Below are 21,309 nucleotides of genomic sequence, written 5' to 3' on the forward strand. Positions count from 1 at the left end.
ACAGGTGCTATAGCTATCGATTAGCTGTGCGTCGCCGTCTTCGTAGAAGCGACGAGAATGAGACCGGCGCAAACCGCACCCAGCTCCCCAACCACCGGACGGATGGGCACAGAACCGCTGAATGCGCTTCCTGCCCTCGGCAATACGATGGTCACCAGATGATTGCCAAAGCGGCGTTCTTGGACGGGTTCGAGCTACTCCCAGACTTGGTACTCCGGCGTGTCGCACACGGCCACGGAGACCGTCCCGACGGCATCCGGACCTGGTTTCGCGCGCACTCGGCGAGCCGGACGGGCCGAGACCAGCACACTAACGAGACGGACTTCAGCTCACCGAACGACCCGAAGATTGGCCGGACCGCTCGTCCGCCGTTCTGCCGTCATCAGCGGATATACCTGCGCCAGCGGTCTTTCCATCCGCTACAGACTCGTCAGTGACCGCCCCGTCCGCACCGGTCCCGGAACCGCCCGCGTCCCGGCCGAGCGCCGTGGCCCCCTTGCCGCCCAGCTCCGCGCGCGCCTCACGCCCGTCCTCGTCGTTGCCGTTCATCGCCTCGAGCGCGAGCCGCGCGAACACCCACTGCTCGGTGGCGGCCATCTGCCCGCGGTTGCGCCCGATGAACGCCACGAACCACTGGAACACCGTGATCGCGCGGCTGCGGTAGCCGATCAGGTAGTAGAGGTGCAGCACCAGCCAGATCAGCCACGCGAGGAAGCCACCGAACTCCAGCTTGCCGATCTGGCACACCGCGTTGTACCGCGACACCGTGGCCATGCTGCCCTTGTTGAAGTACTTGAACGGCTTGCGCTGCTCGGACGTCTGCTTGCCGCCCAGTTCGGCCTTGATCTGCTTGGCGGCGTAGGTGGCGCCCTGAATGGCGCCCTGCGCCTGGCCGGGCACATTCGGCACCGACATCAGGTCGCCGACGACGAAGACGTTCGGGTACCCCTTGATGGTCAGATCCGGCTCGACGACCACGCGTCCCGCGCGATCCACCTCGGTGCCCTTCGACTGCTCGGCGAGCAGCTTGCCCAGCTCGCTGGCCGCTACGCCCGCCGACCACACCTTGCACGCGGCCTCGATGCGGCGCTCGCTGCCGTCCTTGTCCTTCACCGTGACGCCGCGCGCGTCGACGCCGGTGACCATGGCGTTGAGCTGGACCTCCACGCCCATCTTCTCCAGCCGGCGCTGCGCCTTGCCGCCGAGCTTCGGGCCCATCGGCGCGAGCACGGCGCCGGCGCCCTCGAGCAGGATCACCCGGGCGTCGCGCGGATCGATGTTGCGGAAGGTGCCCTCGAGCGTGCGATCGGCGAGTTCGGCGATCTGCCCGGCCAATTCGACGCCGGTGGGGCCCGCCCCGACCACCACGAACGTCATGAACCGGTCGCGCGCCTCCTGCGTCTTGGCCAGCTCCGCCTCCTCGAACGAGCCGAGGATGCGGGCGCGCAGTTCCAGCGCGTCATCGATGGTCTTCATGCCGGGCGCGTAGGTGGCGAACTGGTCGTTACCGAAATACGACTGCTGGGCGCCGGTCGCGACGATCAGGCTGTCGAACGAGGTGACGGTGTCCTCGTTCAGCAGCTCCGAGGTGACGGTGCGGTTCACCAGATCGATGTCGTGCACCTCGCCGAGGATCACCTGCACGTTCTTGTACTTGCGCAGCACCAGCCGGGTCGCGGGCGCAATCTCGCCGGTGGACAGGATGCCCGTGGCGACCTGGTACAGCAGCGGCTGGAACAGGTGGGTGGAGGTCTTGGAAATCAGCACGACATCGACGTCGGCGTGCTTGAGATGCTTGCACGCGAACAAGCCGCCGAAGCCCGATCCGATCACCACCACGCGGTGGCGCCGGTTCGCGACAGTCTCGGTAGTCATCTCGCTCCTCGCCGGGCGTACGGTTTTGCGACAGCCTTACGGTAGTCGGCTACCCACGGGCAGTCACGATGAACTCCCGTTGTCGGCGAGTCCGCGCGCCGTGGCGAGTTCGTCCGCGGAGATCGGGCCGATCAGGCGTTCTCCGCCGATGCTCTCGACGGTCGGCCACAGGAACGCCGCGAGCCGGTCGATGAACTGCTCGCGCGAGAGGTCCGGGTCCTGGGCCCACGCCTCCGCCGACATCAGAATGGCGCCGACGGTCGCGGTCGCCCAGATCCGGGCCAGCGCCGGATCGGCGTCGAGGCGGCGCAGGATGACCTCGAAAACCGCCGTGGCCCAATCGGATACGCGGGTGAAGAAGGGGCGGTGCTCGGTCTCGCCGCTGTCGAGCCGCTGCATCATCACGTGGTGCAGGTTGGGGTTGTCCTCGACGAAGTCGCACATCAGCCGCACGATCGCGCGCAGCAATTCGCGGGCGGGCAGCGGCTGGGCGAGCACCGCGTCGGCGGCGGTGATGATGCCTTCCATGTGCCGCTGCGCGAGGGCGTCGATCAGCGCGGGCAGGTCCGGGAAGACCGCGTACACGGCGGTGCGCGCGTAGCCCGCCTCGGCGGCGACCTGGGCGATCGTCATGTGCGTTCCGGCGCGTGCGATGACCCGCTCGGCCGCGTCGAGGATCTCCGCGCGGCGCCGGGCCGGATCGCGCGCCGGACCGGGCGGACGGCCGCGTGGCCGCAGTGTGTCCCTTGTCACAGGCCCCACTCTATCGGTAATGTACGAGGTGTACTTAAACGGGAGGCTTGCCATGGTCAGCGTCGACCCTCGCACATACCGGGCCGATCGGGAGAACATCGGTTTTCTCGAGATTCCGGACCGCAGCCCCGTCGACCGGCTGTTACGACGGCTGCCGGTGCGGGAGCAGACCTTGGCCACGCCGCCGCGGGGGAACACGAACCGGGCGGTGCGCGGCGACGCCGGGCTGCCGTTTCTGGGGCGGTCGCTGCAATACCTGCGCTGGGGTCCGGCGGAAATGATGGACCGATATCGCCGCTACGGTCCGGTCGGCTACTACCGGTCGCTCGGCGTCGACCGGGTGTTCGTGGCGGGACCGCAGGCTGTCGACGAGGTACTGGGCAAGCGCCGCAACGACTTCGGGCAGGGCTGGGACTATCTCATCGGCTCGTTCTTCCGCCGCGGCCTGCTGCTGCTGGAGTTCTCCGAGCACATGTTCCATCGGCGGATCATGCAGCAGGCGTTCACGCGGGAGCGGCTCGAGACGCACCTGGCCGGGCTGGCCCCGGCGGTGGACGCGGCCATCGATCGGTGGGCGCCCGCAGGATCACGGCAGGTCCGGCTGTATCCGACGATCAAGGACATGACCCTCGAGGTCGCCGCCGAGACGTTCATGGGCGCGCGCACCGGGCCGGAGCGGGCGCGGCTGGCACGGGCGTTCCTCGACTGCACGCACGCGGCGCTGGCGATGGTCCGAATGCCGGTGCCGGGCAGCGCGTGGCGGGCCGGACTGCGCGGGCGCAAGGTGCTCGAGGAGTACTTCACCCGAATGCTGCCGGACAAGCGCAGGTCGGAGGGTGCGGACTTCTTCTCCGCGCTGTGCCACGCCCGCACCGAGGACGGCGAGACGTTCTCCGCCGAGGACATCGTCAACCACATGATCTTCCTGATCATGGCCGCGCACGACACCACGACGACCACCGCCACCGCGGTCGCCTACTACCTCGGCAGACATCCCGAGTGGCAGCAGCGGGTGCGGGAGGAGGCGCTGGCGCTGCGGGAGCGGACCGGGGGCGCGCCGCCGACGATCGCCGACCTGGACCTGCTGCCCGATCTGGATCTGGTGATCAAGGAGAGCCTGCGGCTGGTGCCGCCGGTGCCGGGCCTGGTGCGGCGGGCGGTGCGCGACACCGAGGTCGCCGGGCACTACATTCCCGCCGGTACCCATGTCGACGTCGCCTACGGCGTCAATCACCTGCTGCCCGAATTGTGGTCGCACCCAGCTCGTTTCGATCCGGAACGGTTCGGCGCGGACCGGCGCGAGGACAAGTCGCACCGGCTCGCGTGGATGCCGTTCGGTGCGGGCGCGCACAAGTGCATCGGCATGCATTTCGGCGTGCTCGAGGTGAAGGTGATCCTCGCCGCCATGGTGCGCGACTACGAGTGGCGAATCCCCGACGACTACCTCATGCCGTGGGGATTCAACACCATCCCGTTTCCTCGCGACGGGGCGCCGATGCTGCTGCGGCGGCGGTGACCGGGGTCAGCGGGCGAACAGCAGCTCCGCGACGTGCGTGGTGGTCTGCTCGCCGTCGGTGTAGCCGCCCTGACCGCCGACATCGTTCATGATCGCCAGGGTGTAGCGCTCGTCCGGTCCGGCGAATCCGACCGAGTTGACCACCCAGCCGCCCTGCTCGTCGGACCAGCCGTTCTTCAGGCCCGGCTGCATGTCGGCGCCGGCGCCCCAGACGCCCCAGTGCTGGTTGGTGTCCACCTTGCGCATGCGGTCGATCAGGTAGGCGCGGTCGTCGGGGTGCATGTGGTCGAGCGTGTTGTTCATCACCCGGTCCAGATCGGCGGGGGAGCACTGCAGGAAACCCCAGTCGGGGAAGGGGTGGCCGCCGGTGGGCTGGGGGATCAGGCTCGTCATGCCGTTGGCGCGGAAGGCGTTGACGAAGGCCATCCGGTCCGGGCCGGAGTACTTGTTCCAGAGGTAGTCCGCGGCGCCGTCGTTGGAGGTGGCGAGCATCGATTCGAGCTGGTTGCGGTCCTCCGGGGTGAAGATCAGCGCACCGACACGGGCGCGGTTGAGGATGTCCTCGGCGATCGCGAGCTTGATCGTGGAGGCGGTCCAGAACAGCGAGTCGGCATTGCCGTTGCTGTAGACGTTGCCGGTAACGCGGTCGCGCACAACATAACCCGTGGTTCCGGGGCGGCCGGCGAGATAGGCGTCCACGGCGGCGATGCGGCCGGCGATATTGCAGCCGCCGGCGCAGCTCTGGTGGGCGGGCAGCGCCGACGCGGGGGCGGGCTGCAGGGCGGGGGCACCCGCGATCAGTACGGCGGCGACGGCGCAGGCGCCGGCGGCCAGGCGGGTGGGGCGAGTGGCGCTCGAGGTGGCGCGGGGGTAACGCACGATGAGCCACAATAGCCACCGTGGTGCGCGTCTCGCACGTCTTGAGGTCTGCTGCCGGTTGTGCTAGCGGCCTCGGACGTTGCGGCGCACGGGTTTTCAGCGGAACGCGGCGAGTAGTTCCTCGACGCTGCGGCCGTTGAGGCGGTAGCAGTGCTCGAAGGCCTCGGTGTGCTGGTCACGGGGCCAGGAGTGCAACACCGCGGTGCGGCCGTAGTGGCGCGAATTGACCAGTTCCCAGCGCTCGCCGACCCGCCGGACCGTGAACCCGGTTCTGGGCAGCAGGGGAATCACCGACGCAGACATGAACCGAACCAGCCTTTCGCTACTGCTCTCCCCGTTACCTCCCCGCCGAGCACTGTGGCACATCGGGTGACGGCAGTACCGGTGACACGCGGAGCGAATTGCGGCCATCGCGGGACGCCCGGCATAGTGGGCGGATTCGGTTGTGTTGCTAGAAATTTGGTGCATCTCGGTCTTATCGGTCAACGTGGTGGTCAGGGGCTCGCCGAGGGATAGCCGATAGGGGACCATGCGGTATGTGTGCCGAAGTCCGAGTCGCATCGGGGGATCGGGGCGCGGAGTTTGTAGGATCGGCCAGCGACAGGCAACCACGAGGCATCCGGGCGGGCGGATCAGGGACGGCACAGCGAGCGGAGAGAGGCGGCCGATGGCGCTGCACATCCACCGGGCCGAGCGAGCGGACACGCTCGCCGGCGCGTTGGCATCGCTGCTGGCCCAGCCGTTGGCCGACCCGTTCGCGGCCGAGGTGGTGGCGGTGCCGGCCAAAGGCGTGGAGCGCTGGCTGAATCAGCGGCTGTCGGGGGTGCTGGGCGCGGTCACCTGCGACGGAGTATCGGCGAACATCGCGTATCCGGCACCGGCGGCGCTGGTGGCGGCCGCGCTGGCCGGGGCGACAGGGGTGCCCGCCGACGACGATCCGTGGGCGCCGGACCGGGCGGTATGGGCGCTGCTGCGGGTGATCGACGCCTCGCTCGCCGAGCCGTGGTGCGCCGTGCTGGCGCGCCACCTGGGCGCCGAGGCCGCCGGGCGCACGCACCGGTCCGGACGCCGGTTCGCGACCGCGGCCCGGATCGCGGCGCTGTTCGACGGGTACGGGACGCAGCGTCCCGGCCTCATCACCGACTGGGCCGCGGGCGCCGACACCGACGGATGCGACGGCGCGCTGCCGGAGGACCTGCTGTGGCAGCCGCAGCTGTGGCGGCGATTGCGCGCCGAACTCGGCACCCCGAGTCCGGCCGAACGACTGGCGACCGCCTGCGAACGTCTGCGCGCCGAGCCGTCCGTTCTCGATCTCCCACAACGGATCTCGCTGTTCGGCGTGACCCGCCTCACCGCGGACCAGCTCGCGGTGCTGTCGGCCCTGGGCGAGGGCCGCGACGTACACCTGTGGCTGGTCCACCCGAGTCCGGGGATGTGGGCGGAACTCGCGCGGCTGGGGGAGGGCGCGGAACCCCTTGGCGCTTCGGCTGTGGTGCCGGTGCGGGCCGGGGTTGCTGGTGGGGCTCGGCGGGTTTCGGATGTCAGTGCGTTGGTGGTGGCGCATCCGTTGCTTGCGGGGTTGGGGCGGGATGTGCGCGAGTTGCAGCAGCGGTTGCGGGGGGTGGGGGCGGTGGTGGATACGTACCATCGGGCGGACGGCGACAGTGGTTCGCGCACTTTGCTTTCGGAGTTGCAGGGCGGGATTCGGGGGGATCTGTGGCCGCCGCGGGACGAGTGCGTGGCCGATGGCACGGTGCAGGTGCACTCGTGTCACGGACCGGCGCGGCAGGTGGAGGTGTTGCGGGACGTGCTGCTCGCGGCATTCGCCGCCGACCCGACGCTGGAGCCCCGCGACGTGGTGGTGATGTGCCCGGACGCGGAGAACTACGCGCCGCTGGTCCGGGCGGCGTTCGGTCAGGCGGCGGCGGAGCCCGGCGCCCGCGCGCCGCACCCGGCGCACGGGCTGCGGGTGCGGCTGGCCGATCGCTCGCAGAGCGCCGCCAACCCGGTGCTGGCCGTCCTGGACGGACTGCTCGCCATGGCCGACGGCCGGGTCACCGTCACCCAGGTACTGGATCTCGCGGCCGCCGAACCGGTTCGGTTGCGCTGCGGATTCGACGACGACGATATCGAGCGGCTGCGCGAATGGGCGGCCGAGACCGGGGCGCGGTGGGGGATCGGCCAGCGGCAGCGGCAGGCGTTCGGGCTCGGCGACTTCGCGCAGAACACGCTCAACGCCGCCGTGGACCGCATCCTGCTCGGCGTCGCGGCCGGTGAATCCTCCGAGGACTGGCTCGATCTGGCGCTGCCGCTGGAGGACGTGGACTCCGGTGACGTGGACCTGGCGGGCCGGTTCGCCGAGTTCACCGACCGGCTGGCGGTGTGCGTGCGCGACCTGCGCGGCCCCACGCCCGCCGAACCGGCCGGATCCCAGCGCCCGGCGCACGAATGGGCGCAGGTGCTGGTGCGCGCGCTGGACCTGCTCACCGAAGTCACCTACGCGCAGACCTGGCAGGCGGTGCAGGCCCGCCGCGAACTGACCGCCGCGCTCGAGCACGCGGGAGATATTCCGTTGCGGCTCACCGATATCGCGTCGCTGCTCCACTCGCGTCTCGCGAGCCGCGGTACCCGCGCCAACTACCGCACCGGTGAGCTGACCGTGTGCACTCCCGCGCCGCTGCGATCGGTGCCGCATCGCGTGGTGGTGCTGCTGGGCCTCGACGACGACGTGTTCCCGCGGCCCGGCGGCGTCGACGGCGACGACGTGCTGGCCCGCGAGCCGCGCGTGGGCGAACGGGACGCGCGCAGCGAGGACCGGCAGTCGCTGCTGGACGCGATCATGGCGGCCGGAGAGAAACTGGTGCTGCTGCACACCGGCGCCGATCCGGTCACCGGCGCGTATCGGCCTCCGGCCATCCCGGTCGCGGAACTGCTCGACGTGCTGCGCGCCCACGCGGGCGGGCTGGACGGCGTGGTGACCCGGCATCCGTTGCAGGCCTTCGACAGTCGCAACTTCGATCCCGTCGCGCCGTTCAGTTTCGACGCCGTGGCGCTGGCGGGGGCGCGGGCCGCGGCGAGCCCCGCGCGCGAACGGGCCGCGTTCCTGCCGGGGCCGCTGCCTGCCACGGTGCGCGCGGATGTCGAACTGGCGGAACTGGTTTCGTTCGTCGAGCATCCGGTGCGCGCGTTCCTGTGGCAGCGGCTGGGCATCCGGGTGCCCGAGGAGGAAGAGGAGATCGACGAGCGGCTGCCGATCGAACTCGACGGGCTCACCAAATGGAATATCGGTGAGCGCATGCTGAGCGCGCGGTTGAACGGCGCGGACCCGGCGGCGTTGCGGGCGGCCGAGTGGCGGCGCGGCACCCTGCCCGCGTTCGGGCTGGGCGCGGCGGTGCTGACCGAGGTGGAGGGCACGGTCGACAAACTGGTCCGGGTGGCGCGGCCGATGCACGAGGTGCCGTCGCGCACCATCGACGTGGCGGTCGACCTGGGGGACGGGCGGCTGCTCAGCGGCACGGTGCCGGACGTGCACGACGACGCGCTGGTCCGCACCACGTTCTCGCGGCTGGCCCCGAAGCACCGGGTCGCGGCGTGGGTGCGGGTGCTGGCGCTGGCGGCGACCGAACGCAACCAAAGCTGGCGGGCGGTCACCATCGGGCGCGGCAAGTTCGGGCGGCCCGCCTGGCGCTCCACACTCACCGCGCCCAATGCCGCTGCGGCCCAGTCGATCCTGCGCGACCTGGCGGATCTGCGCGACGAGGGCCTGGCCGAGCCGTTGCCGATCGCGCCGACCGCCTCGGCGGTGTACGCCGAACGCCGCTGCCAGGGTGCGAGTGTCGAGGATGCCCGGCTGGCCGCCGACCAGGAATTCCTCGGCGGCCCCAACGGCCCCAAGGCATTCGGCGACCACACCGATCGCTACCTGCGCTACGTGTGGGGCCCCGCGCCCCGGCTGGAACATCTGGAAACCCCGCTGCCGGAACCGGACCCGGCGGGCGAGCCCACCCGCTTCGCCGCCCTGGCCCGCCGCCTGTGGAACCCGTTGCTGGCCACCGAATCCCAGGGACAGCCATGACCGACGAACTCTTCTCCCTGACCGACCTGGAGCCCGCCCCGCGCCCCCGCCGCCGCTCCCGCCCCACTTCCACCAACCACCCCGACCCCACCCCGGCCGAGACCGCCGACCTGTTCGACCTCACCCCCGTCCCGCAGCCCACGGATTCACCCGAGCCGAGCGAGCCAACCACCTCCGAGCCCCCCACCCACACCTCCGAGCCCACCACTCTCGGCTCCGATGCCTCGACCCCCGGCCCCGGGGGCTCCGGGTTCGATTTCGAAGCCTCCGCTCCAGACTCCGAAGCTTCTGCCTCCGGCTCCGAAGCCTCCGATACAGGCCTCGGATTCCGCGGCCCGTCGGAGCCGAGCACTCTCGAGCCTGACCCACCACTCCTGCACACGGATCTGCGTCCTACACGCCCGGCCGATCCGCGCGCGACTACCTCGGCCGTACCGGGGCTGTCCGAGCCCGACGGGAGCGACGACGCGGAGTTCCCGGTCGACAATGCTGCCGCTGTGCCGGACCTCGAATCTTCTGCAGCGGCGGGCCATTCGGACGCGATGGATGTCGCCACCTCCACCAGCGGAGACGAGAGCGAACTCCAGGCCACTGCCCTGCCCGACAAGCTGTCGGATCCCGAGGAGGCCGGAGCGGCCGTGGGCCGTCGGGCGTCCACCGGGGCTGGTGCGCTGACCGATGGTCCTGGCCTGCTGGGGACGGCGGCGGGCGAGGGGTTCGAGTTGTGCGGGGCGTTGCCTGCGGGGACGACCGTGCTGGAGGCGAGTGCGGGGACCGGGAAGACGTATGCGATCGTCGGGCTGGCGGTGCGGTTCGTGGCCGAGGCGGGGGTGGATGTCTCGGAATTGCTGCTGGTGACGTTCAGCCGGGCGGCGACGCAGGAATTGCGGGAGCGGACGCGGGACAAATTCGTGGCGGTGGCTGCTGCGCTGGCCGATCCCGGCACCGCGCGGAGCAGCGAGGACGAGCTGATCCGCCATCTGGCGCACGCGGATCCGGCGGAGGTGGGGCGGCGGCGCACCAGGCTGCTGGCGGCGCTGTCGGACTTCGACTCCGGCACCATCGCCACCACGCACAGCTTCTGCCAGCGCATGCTGGACGAACTGGGGCTGGCGGGCGAGCACGATCCGCGGGTGCGGCTGGTGGAGAACGTGGACGATCTCGTCGCCACCGTCGCCGACGATCTGTATCTGGCGCGGTACGCCCGCGGCGGGCCGCCGTTCTCGGTGCGGGAGGCCCACCAGCTGGCCGCCGCCGCGGTCCAGGACCGGCACGCGCGGCTGGTGTCCGACGAGGAGATCGGCGACCATCCCGCCGCCGAGCGCGTCGCCTTCGCCGCCGCCGTGCGTGCGGAAACCGAACGTCGCAAACGGATTTCGGGTCTGCGCGACTTCGACGACCTGCTGGTGCTGCTGCACGAGGTGCTTGCCGATCCGGCACACGGCGACCGGGCGTGCCGCCGCATCCGGGAGCGCTACCGGGTCGCCCTGGTCGACGAATTCCAGGACACCGACCCGTTGCAGTGGGACATCCTGCGCCGCGCCTTCCACGGCCATGCCACCCTCGTGCTGGTCGGGGATCCGAAGCAGGCCATCTACGCCTTCCGCGGCGCCGAGGTGCTCAGCTACCTGGACGCGGTGGCCCACGCCGACACCCGCCGCGAACTCACCACGAACCGGCGCAGCGACGCGGGCCTGCTCGGTGCGCTGGAGCACCTGATGGCCGGCGCCGCGCTGGGGCACAAGGAGATCACGGTGTCCAAGGTGGCGGCGGTCCGGCCGCACACCCGGCTCACCGGCACTGTCGAGGCGCCGATCCCCTTGCGGGTGCGGTGTTTTCGGCGCGAGGGCGCCGGTCCACGCAACGGCGCGGGATTCCCGGCGGTGGGACGCCAGCGCGCCCGGGTCGCGGACGACGTGGCCGCCGATATCGCCCGACTGCTCGACTCCGGCACTCACATCGGCGAAACGCCGCTGGGCCCCGGCGATGTCGCGGTGCTGGTGCGCACCCGCGCGCAGATCGACATCGTGCGCGCCGCCCTGGACCGGGTGGGGGTGGCGTCGGTGCTGGCGGGCGGCGCCAGCGTGTTCGGCACCCAGAGCGCCGTCGACTGGCTGTGGCTGCTGCGGGCGTTGGAGCAACCGCACCGCGCGGACCGGGTGCGGCTGGCGGCAAGCACGCCGCTGCTCGGCCTGTCGGCGGCGGAGATCGACACGGGCGGTGCGGATCTGGTGGGACGGCTGAGTACCCAGCTGCGCGAGGCCGCCCGGTTGTTCGGCCGCGCGGGTTTCGCCGCGGTATTCGAGAAGCTCTCGGCCGAAACGGAATTGGCGCCGCGGCTGCTGGCGGTGGCCGGGGGCGAACGGCAGCTCACCGACCTGCGGCACATCGCGCAGCTGCTGGATCGGGTGGCGCTGCGCGAATCGCTGGGCCTGACCGCGCTGACCCGATGGCTGGCCGACCGGGTGCGCGATCCGGCGTCGGGCGCGGTGTCCGACCGCAGTCGCCGCCTGGACCGGGACGCGGCCGCCGTGCAGATCGCCACCGTGCACGCCAGCAAGGGCCTCGAATTCCCGGTGGTATACCTGCCGTTCGCGTGGGACAGCGCCAAGAACCCGAATCCGGTGACGCTGTTGTTCCACGACGACGGCGACCGCGTCCTGGACGTCGGCGGCCCGGAGGCGCCCGGGTACGGCGAGCGCAAGCGCCGCAGCGACGCCGAGGAGGCCGGTGAGGAACTGCGCCTGCTGTATGTGGCGCTGACCCGGGCGCAGTGTCAGGTGGTGGCGTGGTGGGCGCCCGCCTACGGCACCGCCTTCGCGCCCCTGCACCGCATGATGCTGGGCCGTCTGCCCGGCAGCGCCGAGGTGCCGGGCAAGAGCGAGGTCGCGACGGACGATGCTGTGCTGGAACAGCTCTCGGCCTGGGCGGCCGCGGCCGGAGCGGGCTTGATCGGGGTGGAGCCGGTGACCCGCGCGCCGAAGGTCCGGCCGCGCTGGGAGCGTGACGAGACCGAGGGCGCGAACCTGGCCGCCGCCGTCTTCGAGCGCAACGTGGACGCCGAGTGGCGGCGCACCTCCTACTCGGCGCTCACCGCGGGCGCGCACGACACGCACGCCGTGGCGGAGGAGACGCCCGGCGGTTCCGACGAGCCGGAGACTCCGGCGGTCCTCGAGGACACCAGCGATTTCGCCGACGCCGCCCCCTCGCTGATGAACGACCTGCCCTACGGCGCGGATTTCGGCACCCTGGTGCACGGCGTGCTGGAGCTGGTGGGCACCGACGCGCCGGATCTGGCGGCCGAGGTGCGGGCCCGCTGCGGGCACGCGATCGAGGAGCTGATGGCCGACATCGATCCCGAGGCGCTGGCCACCGCGCTGCTCGCGGTCCTGCGTACGCCCCTCGGAATCGGTTGCCTCGCCGACGTTTCCAGCCGCGACCGGCTCAACGAGATGGACTTCGAACTGCCGCTGGCCGGGGGCGATACACCGCGGCCCGCACGGGTCACGGTGCGCGCCATCGCCGGTCTGCTGCGCCGCCACCTGCCCGCCGACGATCCGTTCGCCGAGTACGCCGACCAGGTCGAGACCCTGGAGGACACCGTGCTGCGCGGCTACCTCACCGGCAGTATCGACGCCGTGCTGCGCGTGCCCGGCCCGCGTTTCGTGGTGGTCGACTACAAGACCAACCGGCTGGGCGGCGAGGACCTCACGGTCGCCCACTACACCCGCGACCGCATGGCCGCCGAGATGATGCGCTCGCACTACCCGCTCCAGGCCATCCTGTACTCGGCTGCGCTGCACCGCTATCTGCGCTGGCGGCTTCCCGACTACGCCCCCGGACAACACCTCGGCGGCATTCTCTACCTGTTCGTCCGCGGCATGATCGGTCCCGAAACCCCGCCCGGCTGCGGCGTTTTCGACTGGAGCCCGCCCGTCGCGCTGGTCGAGGACCTCTCGGCGCTGCTCGCCGGTGATCTCTCGGGAGCCGCCTCGTGACCCCGCACCCCGCCGCCGGATCGGCGCGCGAACCGGGAAGCTGTCGAGACAGTTCCGCGGCTGGGCTGGACCAGAGCGGTGCGAGGGTGCCGCGGGAAATCCTGCGAGAGGACGGCCGGTGACCGCTATTCAGTTGGCGCAGCGGGCCACCGGGCTGTTGCGCACCTTCAATACCGCCGGGGTGCTGTCGGCCGCCGACGTCCACGTGGCCGTGCGGCTGGGCCGGTTGGGGCGGGAGGACTCGGAGGTGGTGCTGTTGGCGGCGGCCCTCGCGGTGCGTGCGGTGCGGTCGGGTTCGGTGTGCCTGGAACTGCGGCGGATGCACGAGATCGGCGTGGACGGTGAGGGTTTCGACACCGGCGACCCGGACGTCGTCGATCCCGCGACGCTGCCGTGGCCGGACGTGGACGAGGTGCTGGCCGCGCTGCGGGTCAGCCCGCTGGTGGAGGGCAGCGCGGCCGGACCGCTGCGCCCGCTGCGGCTGGTCGAGCACGAGGGCGCCGGCCCGCTGCTGTACCTGGACCGGTACTACCGGCAGGAGCAGACCATCCGCCACGCGCTGACCGAACGCGCGGCCGGGCATCCGCTGGTCGACCCGGAAACGATTCGGCGGCAACTGGACCGGCTGTTTCCCGACGCCGCGGGTCCCGGCGACCCGCCGGACCGCCAGCGCGTGGCCGCGGCGCTGGCCGCCACCCACTGGACCACCGTCGTGGCCGGTGGTCCGGGCACCGGCAAGACCCACACCATCGCCCGCATCCTGGCGTTGCTGGTGGCGCATCAGCAGGCCGTTCCCGGCGCCCCGGCGCTGCGGATCGCGCTGGCCGCGCCAACCGGCAAGGCCGCCGCGCGCCTGCAGGAATCGGTGCGCGAGCAGGCGGGCGACCTGGAACTGCCGGACCTGACCGCCGCCACCCTGCACCGCCTGCTGGGCTGGCAGCGCGGCGGCGCCACCCGGTTCCGTCACCACGAATTCAACCGGCTGCCATACGACATCATCGTCATCGACGAGACCTCGATGGTGTCGCTGACCATGATGAGCCGCCTGCTGCCCGCGGTGCGCCCCGACACCCGCCTGGTGCTGGTCGGCGACCCGGACCAGCTCGCCTCGGTGGACGCCGGCGCCGTCCTCGCCGACCTGGTCGCCGGGCCCGTTGTCGGCGAGCCGAACCCGGTGCTCGACGAGATCCTCGGCGGCGCCGGTGCCGATCATCCCGACGCGTTGTCGGTCCGAGAGCGGGATCGGTTGCGCGGCGGCATCGTTCGCCTCACCCGCGGCCGCCGCTTCGGCGGGCGGATCGCCGCGCTGGCGGTGGCGGTGCGGGCGGGCGACGCCGAGACGGCGCTGGCGCTGCTGGCCGACGGCGGCGACGAGCTGTCACTACAGCCGCCCGACGACACCGGCGGCGTGCGTGCCGACGTGGTCCGTGCCGCTCGCGAATCGACGGCTGCCGCCGAATCCGGGGACGCCGCGGGCGCCCTGGCGGCGATGGAATCGCATCGGCTGCTGTGCGCGCATCGGCAGGGGCAGTTCGGTGTGGAACGCTGGGACCGGCTGGCCGCGGGCTGGGTCGCGGCCGCGGGCATCGGGACCGAACCCGGTGCCGGGCAATGGTTTCCGGGCCAGCCGCTGCTGGTCACCGCGAACGATCACGAGGCGCGCATCTACAACGGCGACACCGGTGTCATCGTCCGTGGCGCGGACGGGTCGCTGCGCGCGGCCCTGCAGCGCGGCACCGAGCCCTATCTGGTGCACCCGACGCAGTTCCCGGGCGTCACCACGGTCTACGCCATGACCATCCACCGCAGCCAGGGCAGCCAGTACGGCACGGTGTCGGTGGTCCTGCCGGGACCGGAATCGACCCTGCTCACACGTGAACTGCTCTACACGGCCATCACCCGCTCGCGCCACCGGGTCCGGATCATCGGCACCGAGGAGGCGATCCGCGCGGGTATCGCGCGCCGGGTGCTGCGCGCCAGCGGTCTGCGCGCTTGACCGACGGCCGCGCACTGATCGGCACACTCTGTCTCGGCACCGCCGTGCGGACCTGCGAACAGCCTGGCGATCCACCGCACGCGAGGCATCCTCACGTTCCGTTTTCGCAGGATCGCCCCGGGCGCAGGGTATTTCGCGTCGTCGCAGGCCGTGGTTTCCCGGTCGTCCAAGCCGCCGAGTCGCGATAGCATCCGGACATAGCCCATGGTGGGAGCGCCGCGTGTACGAGTTCCCAAGGGCCGCTGCGCAATCGAGAGAGAATTCGTCGCACTGCTGCTAATCTGGAACGGCCGTCCGGTTCTTCCGGACGGTAACGCTCGATTGGTCAGTCTAGCTTCGCGCGGTCCATTGCGTGCGGAGTTCGTTGTGCTGCAATGGTTGTGAGGTGAACGCTTCCGTGTCGTCCGGCCCGCCGACCACCACGCCCGGAGCCTGTCCGGTCCAGGGGTCTCCCATTGATACCGACGGCCCGCGTGCGCTGCTCGACACCCCCGAGTTCGCTGCGGATCCGCACGGTTTCTACCGCACCATGCGCGACCGGTTCGGCTCGATGGTGCCCATCGAGCTGTCTCCCGGAGTGCCCGCGACGCTGGTCATCGGCTACCGCACGGCACTGCAGATCCTCAACGACCCGGAGCATTTCCCGGCCGATCCGCGGCACTGGCAGGACTCCGTGCCGGAGGACTGCCCGGTGCGGCCGATGCTGCAGTGGTATCCCAACGCGCTGCGCAACGCCGGGTCGACGCACGCCCGCTACCGCCAGGCCTATGTCGCCGCCATCGACGGCATCGACCTGCATGCGCTGCACTCGACGGTGGAATCGATCGCCGTCCCGCTGATCAACACCTTCTGCGAGAAGGGCTCGGCGGATCTGTTGTCGCAGTACGCGTTTCCGCTGGTGTTCGAGTCGCTCAACCGCATGGTCGGCTGTTCGGCCGATATCGGCCAGCGGGTCGCCAGCGGGATGGCGGCGCTGTTCGACACGGTGAACGCGGCCTGGGGCATGCAGCACCTGTCCGAGGCGCTGATGGAGCTGATCGAGTTGCGCCGCGCCGACCCGGGCGACGATGTGACCTCGCGCCTGGCTCACCATTCGGCGAAGCTCACCGACGAGGAGATGCTCTACAACCTGATCAGCTTCTACGGCGCGGGCATCGAACCCATGCAGAACCTGATCAGCAACACGCTGCTGCTGATGCTGACCGACGACCGGTTCGGCGGCGGCGTGCTCGGCGGCAGCATGTCCACCCGCGACGCGCTGGACGAGGTGCTGTTCAACGACCCGCCGATGGCGAACTTCTCCGTCACCTATCCGCGCCAGCCGATCCTGATCGACAGCGTGTGGCTACCCGCGAACCAGCCGGTGGTGATCAGCCTGGCCGGATGCAACAACGATCCGTCGATCGCCGGCGGCGATCGCACTGGTAACCGCTCCCACCTGGCGTGGAGCGCGGGCCCGCACGCCTGCCCCGCGCGCTCGGTGGCCTACCTGGTCGCGCAGGACGCGATCGACCAGCTCCTGGACGCCCTGCCGGAGCTGGAACTGTCCGGCTCACGCGCCGACATCACCTGGCGGCCGGGCCCGTTCCACCGCGCCATGGCGGCGCTACCCGTCAGCTTTCCCCCGGCCCCACCGTTGAATCTGGCGTAAGGAGAACCCCCGATGGCGCACGATCCGATTGTCCTGGACCTCGCCGGTACCGATATCCAGGCCGAGTCGGCGCGAATCCGCGAGCGCGGCCCGATCGCCGAGGTGGTGCTTCCCGGTGGGGTGCCGGCCTGGTCGGTCACCGATCAGGCGGTGCTACGGAGTCTGCTGGCCGATTCGCGGGTGTCGAAGGATCCGCGCCAGCACTGGGCGGCCTTCATCAACGGCGAGATCACCGAGTCCTGGCCGCTGCTGCCGTGGGTGGCCGTGGACAGCATGTTCACCGCCTACGGCAAGGACCATCGGCGGCTGCGCAAGCTGGTGTCCCCGGCGTTCACGCACCGTCGCACCACCGCGCTGCGGCCGCGCATCGAGGAACTGATCACCGACCTCCTCGACGATCTGGCGACCACTCCGCCCGGCCAGGTGGCGGATCTGCGCAGCCGCTACGCCTACCCGGTCCCGATCCGCGTCATCACCGAATTGATGGGTGTGCCAGAGCATCTCGGCCCGCCGATGCACAAGTGCGTGGACGGCTTCTTCGACACCTCGTTCACGCCCGAGCAGGCGCAGGCCAACTACCTGGAGATGTTCCGGCTGGTCAGCGAACTCGTCGCGTATCGCCGCGAACAGCCCGGCGACGACATCACCAGCGTGCTGATCACCACCCGCGACGAGGACGACGGTTCGCAGCTGACCGAGAAGGAACTCGTCGACACCCTGATGCTGGTGATCAACGCCGGGCACGAGACCACGGTCAACCTGCTCGACCAAGCGATCACCGCGCTGCTGACGCATCCGGGGCAGCGCGCCGCGGTGGTCTCCGGCGAGGTGCCGTGGTCGGATCTGGTAGAGGAGACGCTGCGCTATCAGGCGCCGGTGGCTCATCTGCCCTTGCGCTACGCGGTCGAGGACATCGAGATCGACGGCGGATACCGAATTCCCAAGGGGGAAGCCATTCTCGCCTCCTACGCCGGGGCGAGCCGGGACCCGAAGATCCACGGCGACACCAGCGACGAGTTCGACATTCGCCGCAAGACCAAGGACCAGCACGTGGCGTTCGGGTACGGCGCGCACCACTGCCTCGGCGCGCCGCTGGCCCGGCTCGAGGCGACCATGGCGCTGCCCGCCCTGTTCCAGCGTTTCCCGAAGCTGCGATTCGCCACGGACCCTAAGGATTTGGCGCCGGTGGGCAGTTTCATCTCCAACGGTCACGCGACGCTGCCGGTGTATCTCGACGGCGAATAGCGATCAACCGGTCGCCTCGAAGATGCCGGGGATCGTCAGCGCGAGCTCGACGTCCTCGCGCCGGCCGAGCGTGACCAGCACACTGCGGATCATCGTCAGCCGGGCCGCGGCCACTTCGTCGGGCGCCGGTTCGCCGCCCGGCGCGGCGGCCGCGGACACCCGGTACACGACGAATTCGCAGACCTGCAGCGCCGTATCGAGATCCAGCGGGCTGGGCAGCGGTCGCCCGAGGGCGGCGAACTTCGCGCGGACCAGCGCGCGGATGTCGTCGAACGCCTCCTCGCGATAGATCGACACGGGCGACGCCGGATCGTGGAGTTCGGCGAAGACCGGGCGCAGCATGGCCCCGTGGCCGCGCGCCCAGTCGAGATAGGCGTCGATGAGGCCGATGCCCAGCTGCACCGGTTCGTCGGAATTCTCCAGGGCCTCGCGGATGCCGCCGACCAGTCCCTCGTTGGAGGCGGTGAGCAGAACATGCAGTGGGGCTTCGGCATTGGCGAAATACCGGTAGAAGGTCGGCCGGGCGAGACCGGCCCGATCGATGATGCGCGCGACATTGAGCCCGCGCGAGCCGTGCGCGGTGAACACGTCCGCGGCGGCCAGCACGATCCGGGCGCGCACCTCGTCGGCCTGCTCGCGGGTCTGCGGCGGGCGGCCGCGGCGGGCGCGGCTGTGCGGTGTGGACACAGCGTCGCGCGGCATCTGTGATTCCTCCCAGCTCGGTACCCGGCGCTTGACACTGCGCGCCTGAACTCGATTAATCTAACACCGGTGTTAAGCTAACACTGGTGTTCAACTAATTCATGTTCCGCCGATCGAGAGGGCCGACGATGACGACCGCCCCGCAACTGGCCCCCGCCGACGCGCTCCCGGACTCGCTGGTGCGGCGATTGCTCGCCCACGCGACCGCCGGCGGCGCCGCCGCGGTCGAGGTGTTCGCCCCCGCGACCGGGCGCAAGATCGCCGATCTGCCGCAGTCGTCCACGGCGGACATCGATGCCGCCTTCACCGTCGCGCGGGAGGCGCAGCGCCGGTGGGCGCGGGTGCCGGTGCGGGAGCGGGCCGCCGTGCTGCGCCGGTTCCACGACCTGGTGCTCGCCGAGCAGGACGCCATCCTCGACATCGTGCAGCTGGAATCCGGCAAGTCCCGGGTGCACGCCTTCGACGAGGTCGGCGATGTCGCGGTCAATGCCCGGTACTACGCCGCCGCGGCGGAGAAGCTGCTGGCCACCCGCTCGCCGCGGGGCGTGCTGCCGGTGCTGACGCGGGTGGAGGTGCGGAACCGGCCCAAGGGCGTCGTCGCGGTGATCTCGCCGTGGAACTATCCGCTGGCGCTGGCCGCCTCCGACGCGCTGCCCGCGCTGATGGCGGGCAACGCGGTGGTCGCGCGGCCGGACAACCAGACCGCACTCACCGCGCTGTGGGCCATCGACGCCGCCGAGCGCGCGGGCCTGCCGAAGGGTCTGTGGCAGGCGGTGCTCGGGCGCGGGTCGGTGATCGGCGGCGAGGTGATCGCCCGCGCCGATTTCGTGGATTACACCGGTTCCAGCGCGACCGGCCGCACCATCGCCCGCCAGGCGGGGGAGCGGCTGATCGGCTACTCGCTGGAACTGGGCGGCAAGAATCCGCTGCTGGTACTCGCCGACGCGGACGTGTCGGCGGCGGCCAAGATCGCGGTGCGGGCCTGCTTCGCGTCGGCCGGGCAGCTCTGCGAGTCGATCGAGCGAATCTACGTGCACGACAGCGTGTATGACCGCTTCGTGGCCGAATTCGCCGGGCACACCGCGAAATTGCGGCTCGGCGCGGCGCTGGACTACTCCTACGAGATCGGTTCGCTGACCTTCCCGCGCCAGATCGACACCGTCGCCGCGCATGTCGAGGACGCCGTGGCCCAGGGCGCCACGGTGCGCGCCGGTGGGCGCGCCCGGCCCGACCTGGGTCCGTACTTCTACGAGCCGACGATTCTCGAGAATGTGCGGCCGGGGATGACGGTGTACCGGGAGGAAACCTTCGGGCCGGTGGTGTCGGTGTACCGGGTGCACAGCGACGACGAGGCGGTCGAGCAGGCCAACGACACCGCCTACGGCCTGAATGCCAGTGTGTGGAGCCGGAATACGGCGCGGGCCCGGGAGATCGCCGCCCGCATCCATGCCGGATCGGTGAATGTGAACGAGGGTTTCATCGCGGCCTGGGGCAGCGTGGCCGCTCCCTCCGGCGGCTTGGGCATCTCCGGCGGCGGGCGTCGGCACGGCCCGGAGGGGCTGCTGAAGTACATCGACACCCAGACCATCGCCGTGCAGCGGGCGCTGCCGATCGCGCCGCTGCCGGGCATGTCCGAGGCGGTGTGGGCCAAGACGCTGACGCTGTACTTCGGCGTGATGAAGGCCTTGCGGCAGAAGTGATCCGGCGGAAACGACAGGGGAAGTGATGGATATGGACACGGTTGCCGGGCGGCAGGTGCTGATCACCGGGGCGGCGATGGGGCTGGGCAAGTCCTTCGCCGAGCGCGCGGTGCGGGAGCTGGCCGCCGACGTCGTGCTGTGGGACGTCAACGAGCAGGCGCTGAAGGAGACGGCCGCCGAACTCGCGGCGGCGGGCACCTCGCGGGTGCACCACTACGTGGTCGACGTGTCGGATGCGGCGGCCATCGCCGAGGCGGCGGCCGCGGTGCGCGCGGACGTCGGTGATATCGACGTCCTGGTGAACAACGCGGGCATCGTGCGGGGCAACGGGTACTTCTGGGAGACGCGCGACCGGGCCGACATCGACAAGACGGTGGCGATCAATTCCCTTGCGCCGATGTACATCACGCTGGAATTCCTCCCGGCGATGGTGTCCGGCCGGACGCCCGCGCGGGTGCTGAACATCGCCTCGTCGGCGGCCCTGGTGGCCAATCCGCGCATGAGCGTCTACGCCGGGTCGAAGTGGGCGGCGCTGGGCTGGTCGGATTCGGTGCGGCTGGAGTTGGAGCAGTCCGGCAACGACCACGTCAAGGTCACCACCTTCTGCCCGACCTACATCAACACCGGAATGTTCGAGGGCGCCAAGGGTTTCTGGTTCACGCCCATCATCGAGCAGGAGGAAGCGGTCGAGACGGCGTGGACCCAGATGAAGAAGGGCGCGCCGCTGGTGGTCATGCCGTGGACCTCGCGGTTCAACCGCGCCGTATCCGGTCTGCTGCCGCTGAAGGTCCGCGACTTCTATCTCGACACTGTCGGCGTCTACCACTCGATGGACGAGTTCACCGGTCGCAAGCGGTAGCGCGGGGAAGCGCCGGTCCGCCGCCGTTCAGTGGTGCCAGGGCAGCGTGACCGGCTCGGC

The 21,309-nt window shown here is 70.7% G+C and carries 13 protein-coding genes; 8 read left to right on the forward strand and 5 right to left on the reverse strand.

Translation table 11 applies throughout. The annotated features are described in order from the left end of the window. Positions 1-324: 324 nt before the first annotated feature. Entirely contained in the window at positions 325-1,875 is a 1,551-nt protein-coding gene (locus tag QH470_RS29620; protein ID WP_280275656.1) for an NAD(P)/FAD-dependent oxidoreductase, read from the reverse strand. A 63-nt stretch (positions 1,876-1,938) separates the two neighbouring features. Continuing rightward, positions 1,939-2,628, reverse strand: a complete 690-nt coding sequence (locus tag QH470_RS29625; RefSeq protein ID WP_280275657.1) for a TetR/AcrR family transcriptional regulator — start codon at positions 2,626-2,628, stop codon at positions 1,939-1,941. Positions 2,629-2,680: 52 nt separating this feature from the next. Here QH470_RS29625 and QH470_RS29630 point away from each other — a divergent pair, with 52 nt between their 5' ends. Then, positions 2,681-4,144, forward strand: a complete 1,464-nt coding sequence (locus tag QH470_RS29630; protein ID WP_280275658.1) for a cytochrome P450 — start codon at positions 2,681-2,683, stop codon at positions 4,142-4,144. A 6-nt stretch (positions 4,145-4,150) separates the two neighbouring features. On the opposite strand, the gene QH470_RS29635 is transcribed toward QH470_RS29630, so the two are convergent. After that, positions 4,151-5,023 (reverse strand): serine hydrolase, encoded by an 873-nt coding sequence (locus tag QH470_RS29635; RefSeq protein WP_280275659.1) that lies wholly within the window; start codon positions 5,021-5,023, stop codon positions 4,151-4,153. Between the two features lie 96 nt (positions 5,024-5,119). Further along, complete coding sequence (locus QH470_RS29640) at positions 5,120-5,326, reverse strand: hypothetical protein (RefSeq protein ID WP_280275660.1); 207 nt, start codon at positions 5,324-5,326, stop codon at positions 5,120-5,122. 364 nt (positions 5,327-5,690) lie between these two features. Between QH470_RS29640 and recC the strand changes: the two genes are divergently transcribed. The 5 genes from recC to QH470_RS29665 all read left to right on the forward strand — a co-directional run bounded on the left by recC (position 5,691) and on the right by QH470_RS29665 (position 17,988). After that, positions 5,691-9,098: an exodeoxyribonuclease V subunit gamma gene (gene recC / locus QH470_RS29645; protein WP_280275661.1), complete on the forward strand. Its 3,408-nt coding sequence runs from the start codon at positions 5,691-5,693 to the stop codon at positions 9,096-9,098. Then, positions 9,095-13,096 carry a UvrD-helicase domain-containing protein gene (locus QH470_RS29650; protein WP_280275662.1) on the forward strand — a complete coding sequence of 1,334 codons (4,002 nt, stop codon included), beginning with the start codon at positions 9,095-9,097 and terminating at the stop codon, positions 13,094-13,096. Before recC ends, QH470_RS29650 begins: the two co-directional genes overlap by 4 nt. 118 nt (positions 13,097-13,214) lie before the next feature. Further along, complete coding sequence (recD, locus tag QH470_RS29655; RefSeq protein WP_280275663.1) at positions 13,215-15,092, forward strand: exodeoxyribonuclease V subunit alpha; 1,878 nt, start codon at positions 13,215-13,217, stop codon at positions 15,090-15,092. A 385-nt stretch (positions 15,093-15,477) separates the two neighbouring features. Next, positions 15,478-16,743 (forward strand): cytochrome P450 family protein, encoded by a 1,266-nt coding sequence (locus tag QH470_RS29660; protein WP_280275664.1) that lies wholly within the window; start codon positions 15,478-15,480, stop codon positions 16,741-16,743. Between the two features lie 12 nt (positions 16,744-16,755). Next, positions 16,756-17,988 (forward strand): cytochrome P450 family protein, encoded by a 1,233-nt coding sequence (locus tag QH470_RS29665; RefSeq protein WP_280275665.1) that lies wholly within the window; start codon positions 16,756-16,758, stop codon positions 17,986-17,988. Positions 17,989-17,991: 3 nt separating this feature from the next. On the opposite strand, the gene QH470_RS29670 is transcribed toward QH470_RS29665, so the two are convergent. Beyond that, complete coding sequence (locus tag QH470_RS29670) at positions 17,992-18,690, reverse strand: TetR/AcrR family transcriptional regulator (RefSeq protein ID WP_280275666.1); 699 nt, start codon at positions 18,688-18,690, stop codon at positions 17,992-17,994. A gap of 128 nt (positions 18,691-18,818) precedes the next feature. Here QH470_RS29670 and QH470_RS29675 point away from each other — a divergent pair, with 128 nt between their 5' ends. Next, positions 18,819-20,390, forward strand: a complete 1,572-nt coding sequence (locus QH470_RS29675; protein WP_280275667.1) for a succinic semialdehyde dehydrogenase — start codon at positions 18,819-18,821, stop codon at positions 20,388-20,390. A gap of 25 nt (positions 20,391-20,415) precedes the next feature. Further along, complete coding sequence (locus QH470_RS29680) at positions 20,416-21,249, forward strand: SDR family NAD(P)-dependent oxidoreductase (protein ID WP_280275668.1); 834 nt, start codon at positions 20,416-20,418, stop codon at positions 21,247-21,249. Positions 21,250-21,309: the final 60 nt, after the last annotated feature.

Origin of the sequence: Nocardia wallacei (genome assembly GCF_029868745.1) — a bacterium.
GTDB lineage: Bacteria > Actinomycetota > Actinomycetes > Mycobacteriales > Mycobacteriaceae > Nocardia > Nocardia wallacei_B.

What these genes read in the sequence shown, in the direction of transcription:
- recC (WP_280275661.1), top strand. Translation starts at nt 5,691, where the DNA reads ATGGCGCTGCACATCCACCGGGCCGAGCGAGCGGACACGCTCGCCGGC.
- QH470_RS29670 (WP_280275666.1), bottom strand. Translation starts at nt 18,690, where the DNA reads ATGCCGCGCGACGCTGTGTCCACACCGCACAGCCGCGCCCGCCGCGGC.
- QH470_RS29665 (WP_280275665.1), top strand. Translation starts at nt 16,756, where the DNA reads ATGGCGCACGATCCGATTGTCCTGGACCTCGCCGGTACCGATATCCAG.
- QH470_RS29640 (WP_280275660.1), bottom strand. Translation starts at nt 5,326, where the DNA reads ATGTCTGCGTCGGTGATTCCCCTGCTGCCCAGAACCGGGTTCACGGTC.
- QH470_RS29630 (WP_280275658.1), top strand. Translation starts at nt 2,681, where the DNA reads ATGGTCAGCGTCGACCCTCGCACATACCGGGCCGATCGGGAGAACATC.
- QH470_RS29620 (WP_280275656.1), bottom strand. Translation starts at nt 1,875, where the DNA reads ATGACTACCGAGACTGTCGCGAACCGGCGCCACCGCGTGGTGGTGATC.
- QH470_RS29675 (WP_280275667.1), top strand. Translation starts at nt 18,819, where the DNA reads ATGACGACCGCCCCGCAACTGGCCCCCGCCGACGCGCTCCCGGACTCG.
- QH470_RS29680 (WP_280275668.1), top strand. Translation starts at nt 20,416, where the DNA reads ATGGATATGGACACGGTTGCCGGGCGGCAGGTGCTGATCACCGGGGCG.
- QH470_RS29650 (WP_280275662.1), top strand. Translation starts at nt 9,095, where the DNA reads ATGACCGACGAACTCTTCTCCCTGACCGACCTGGAGCCCGCCCCGCGC.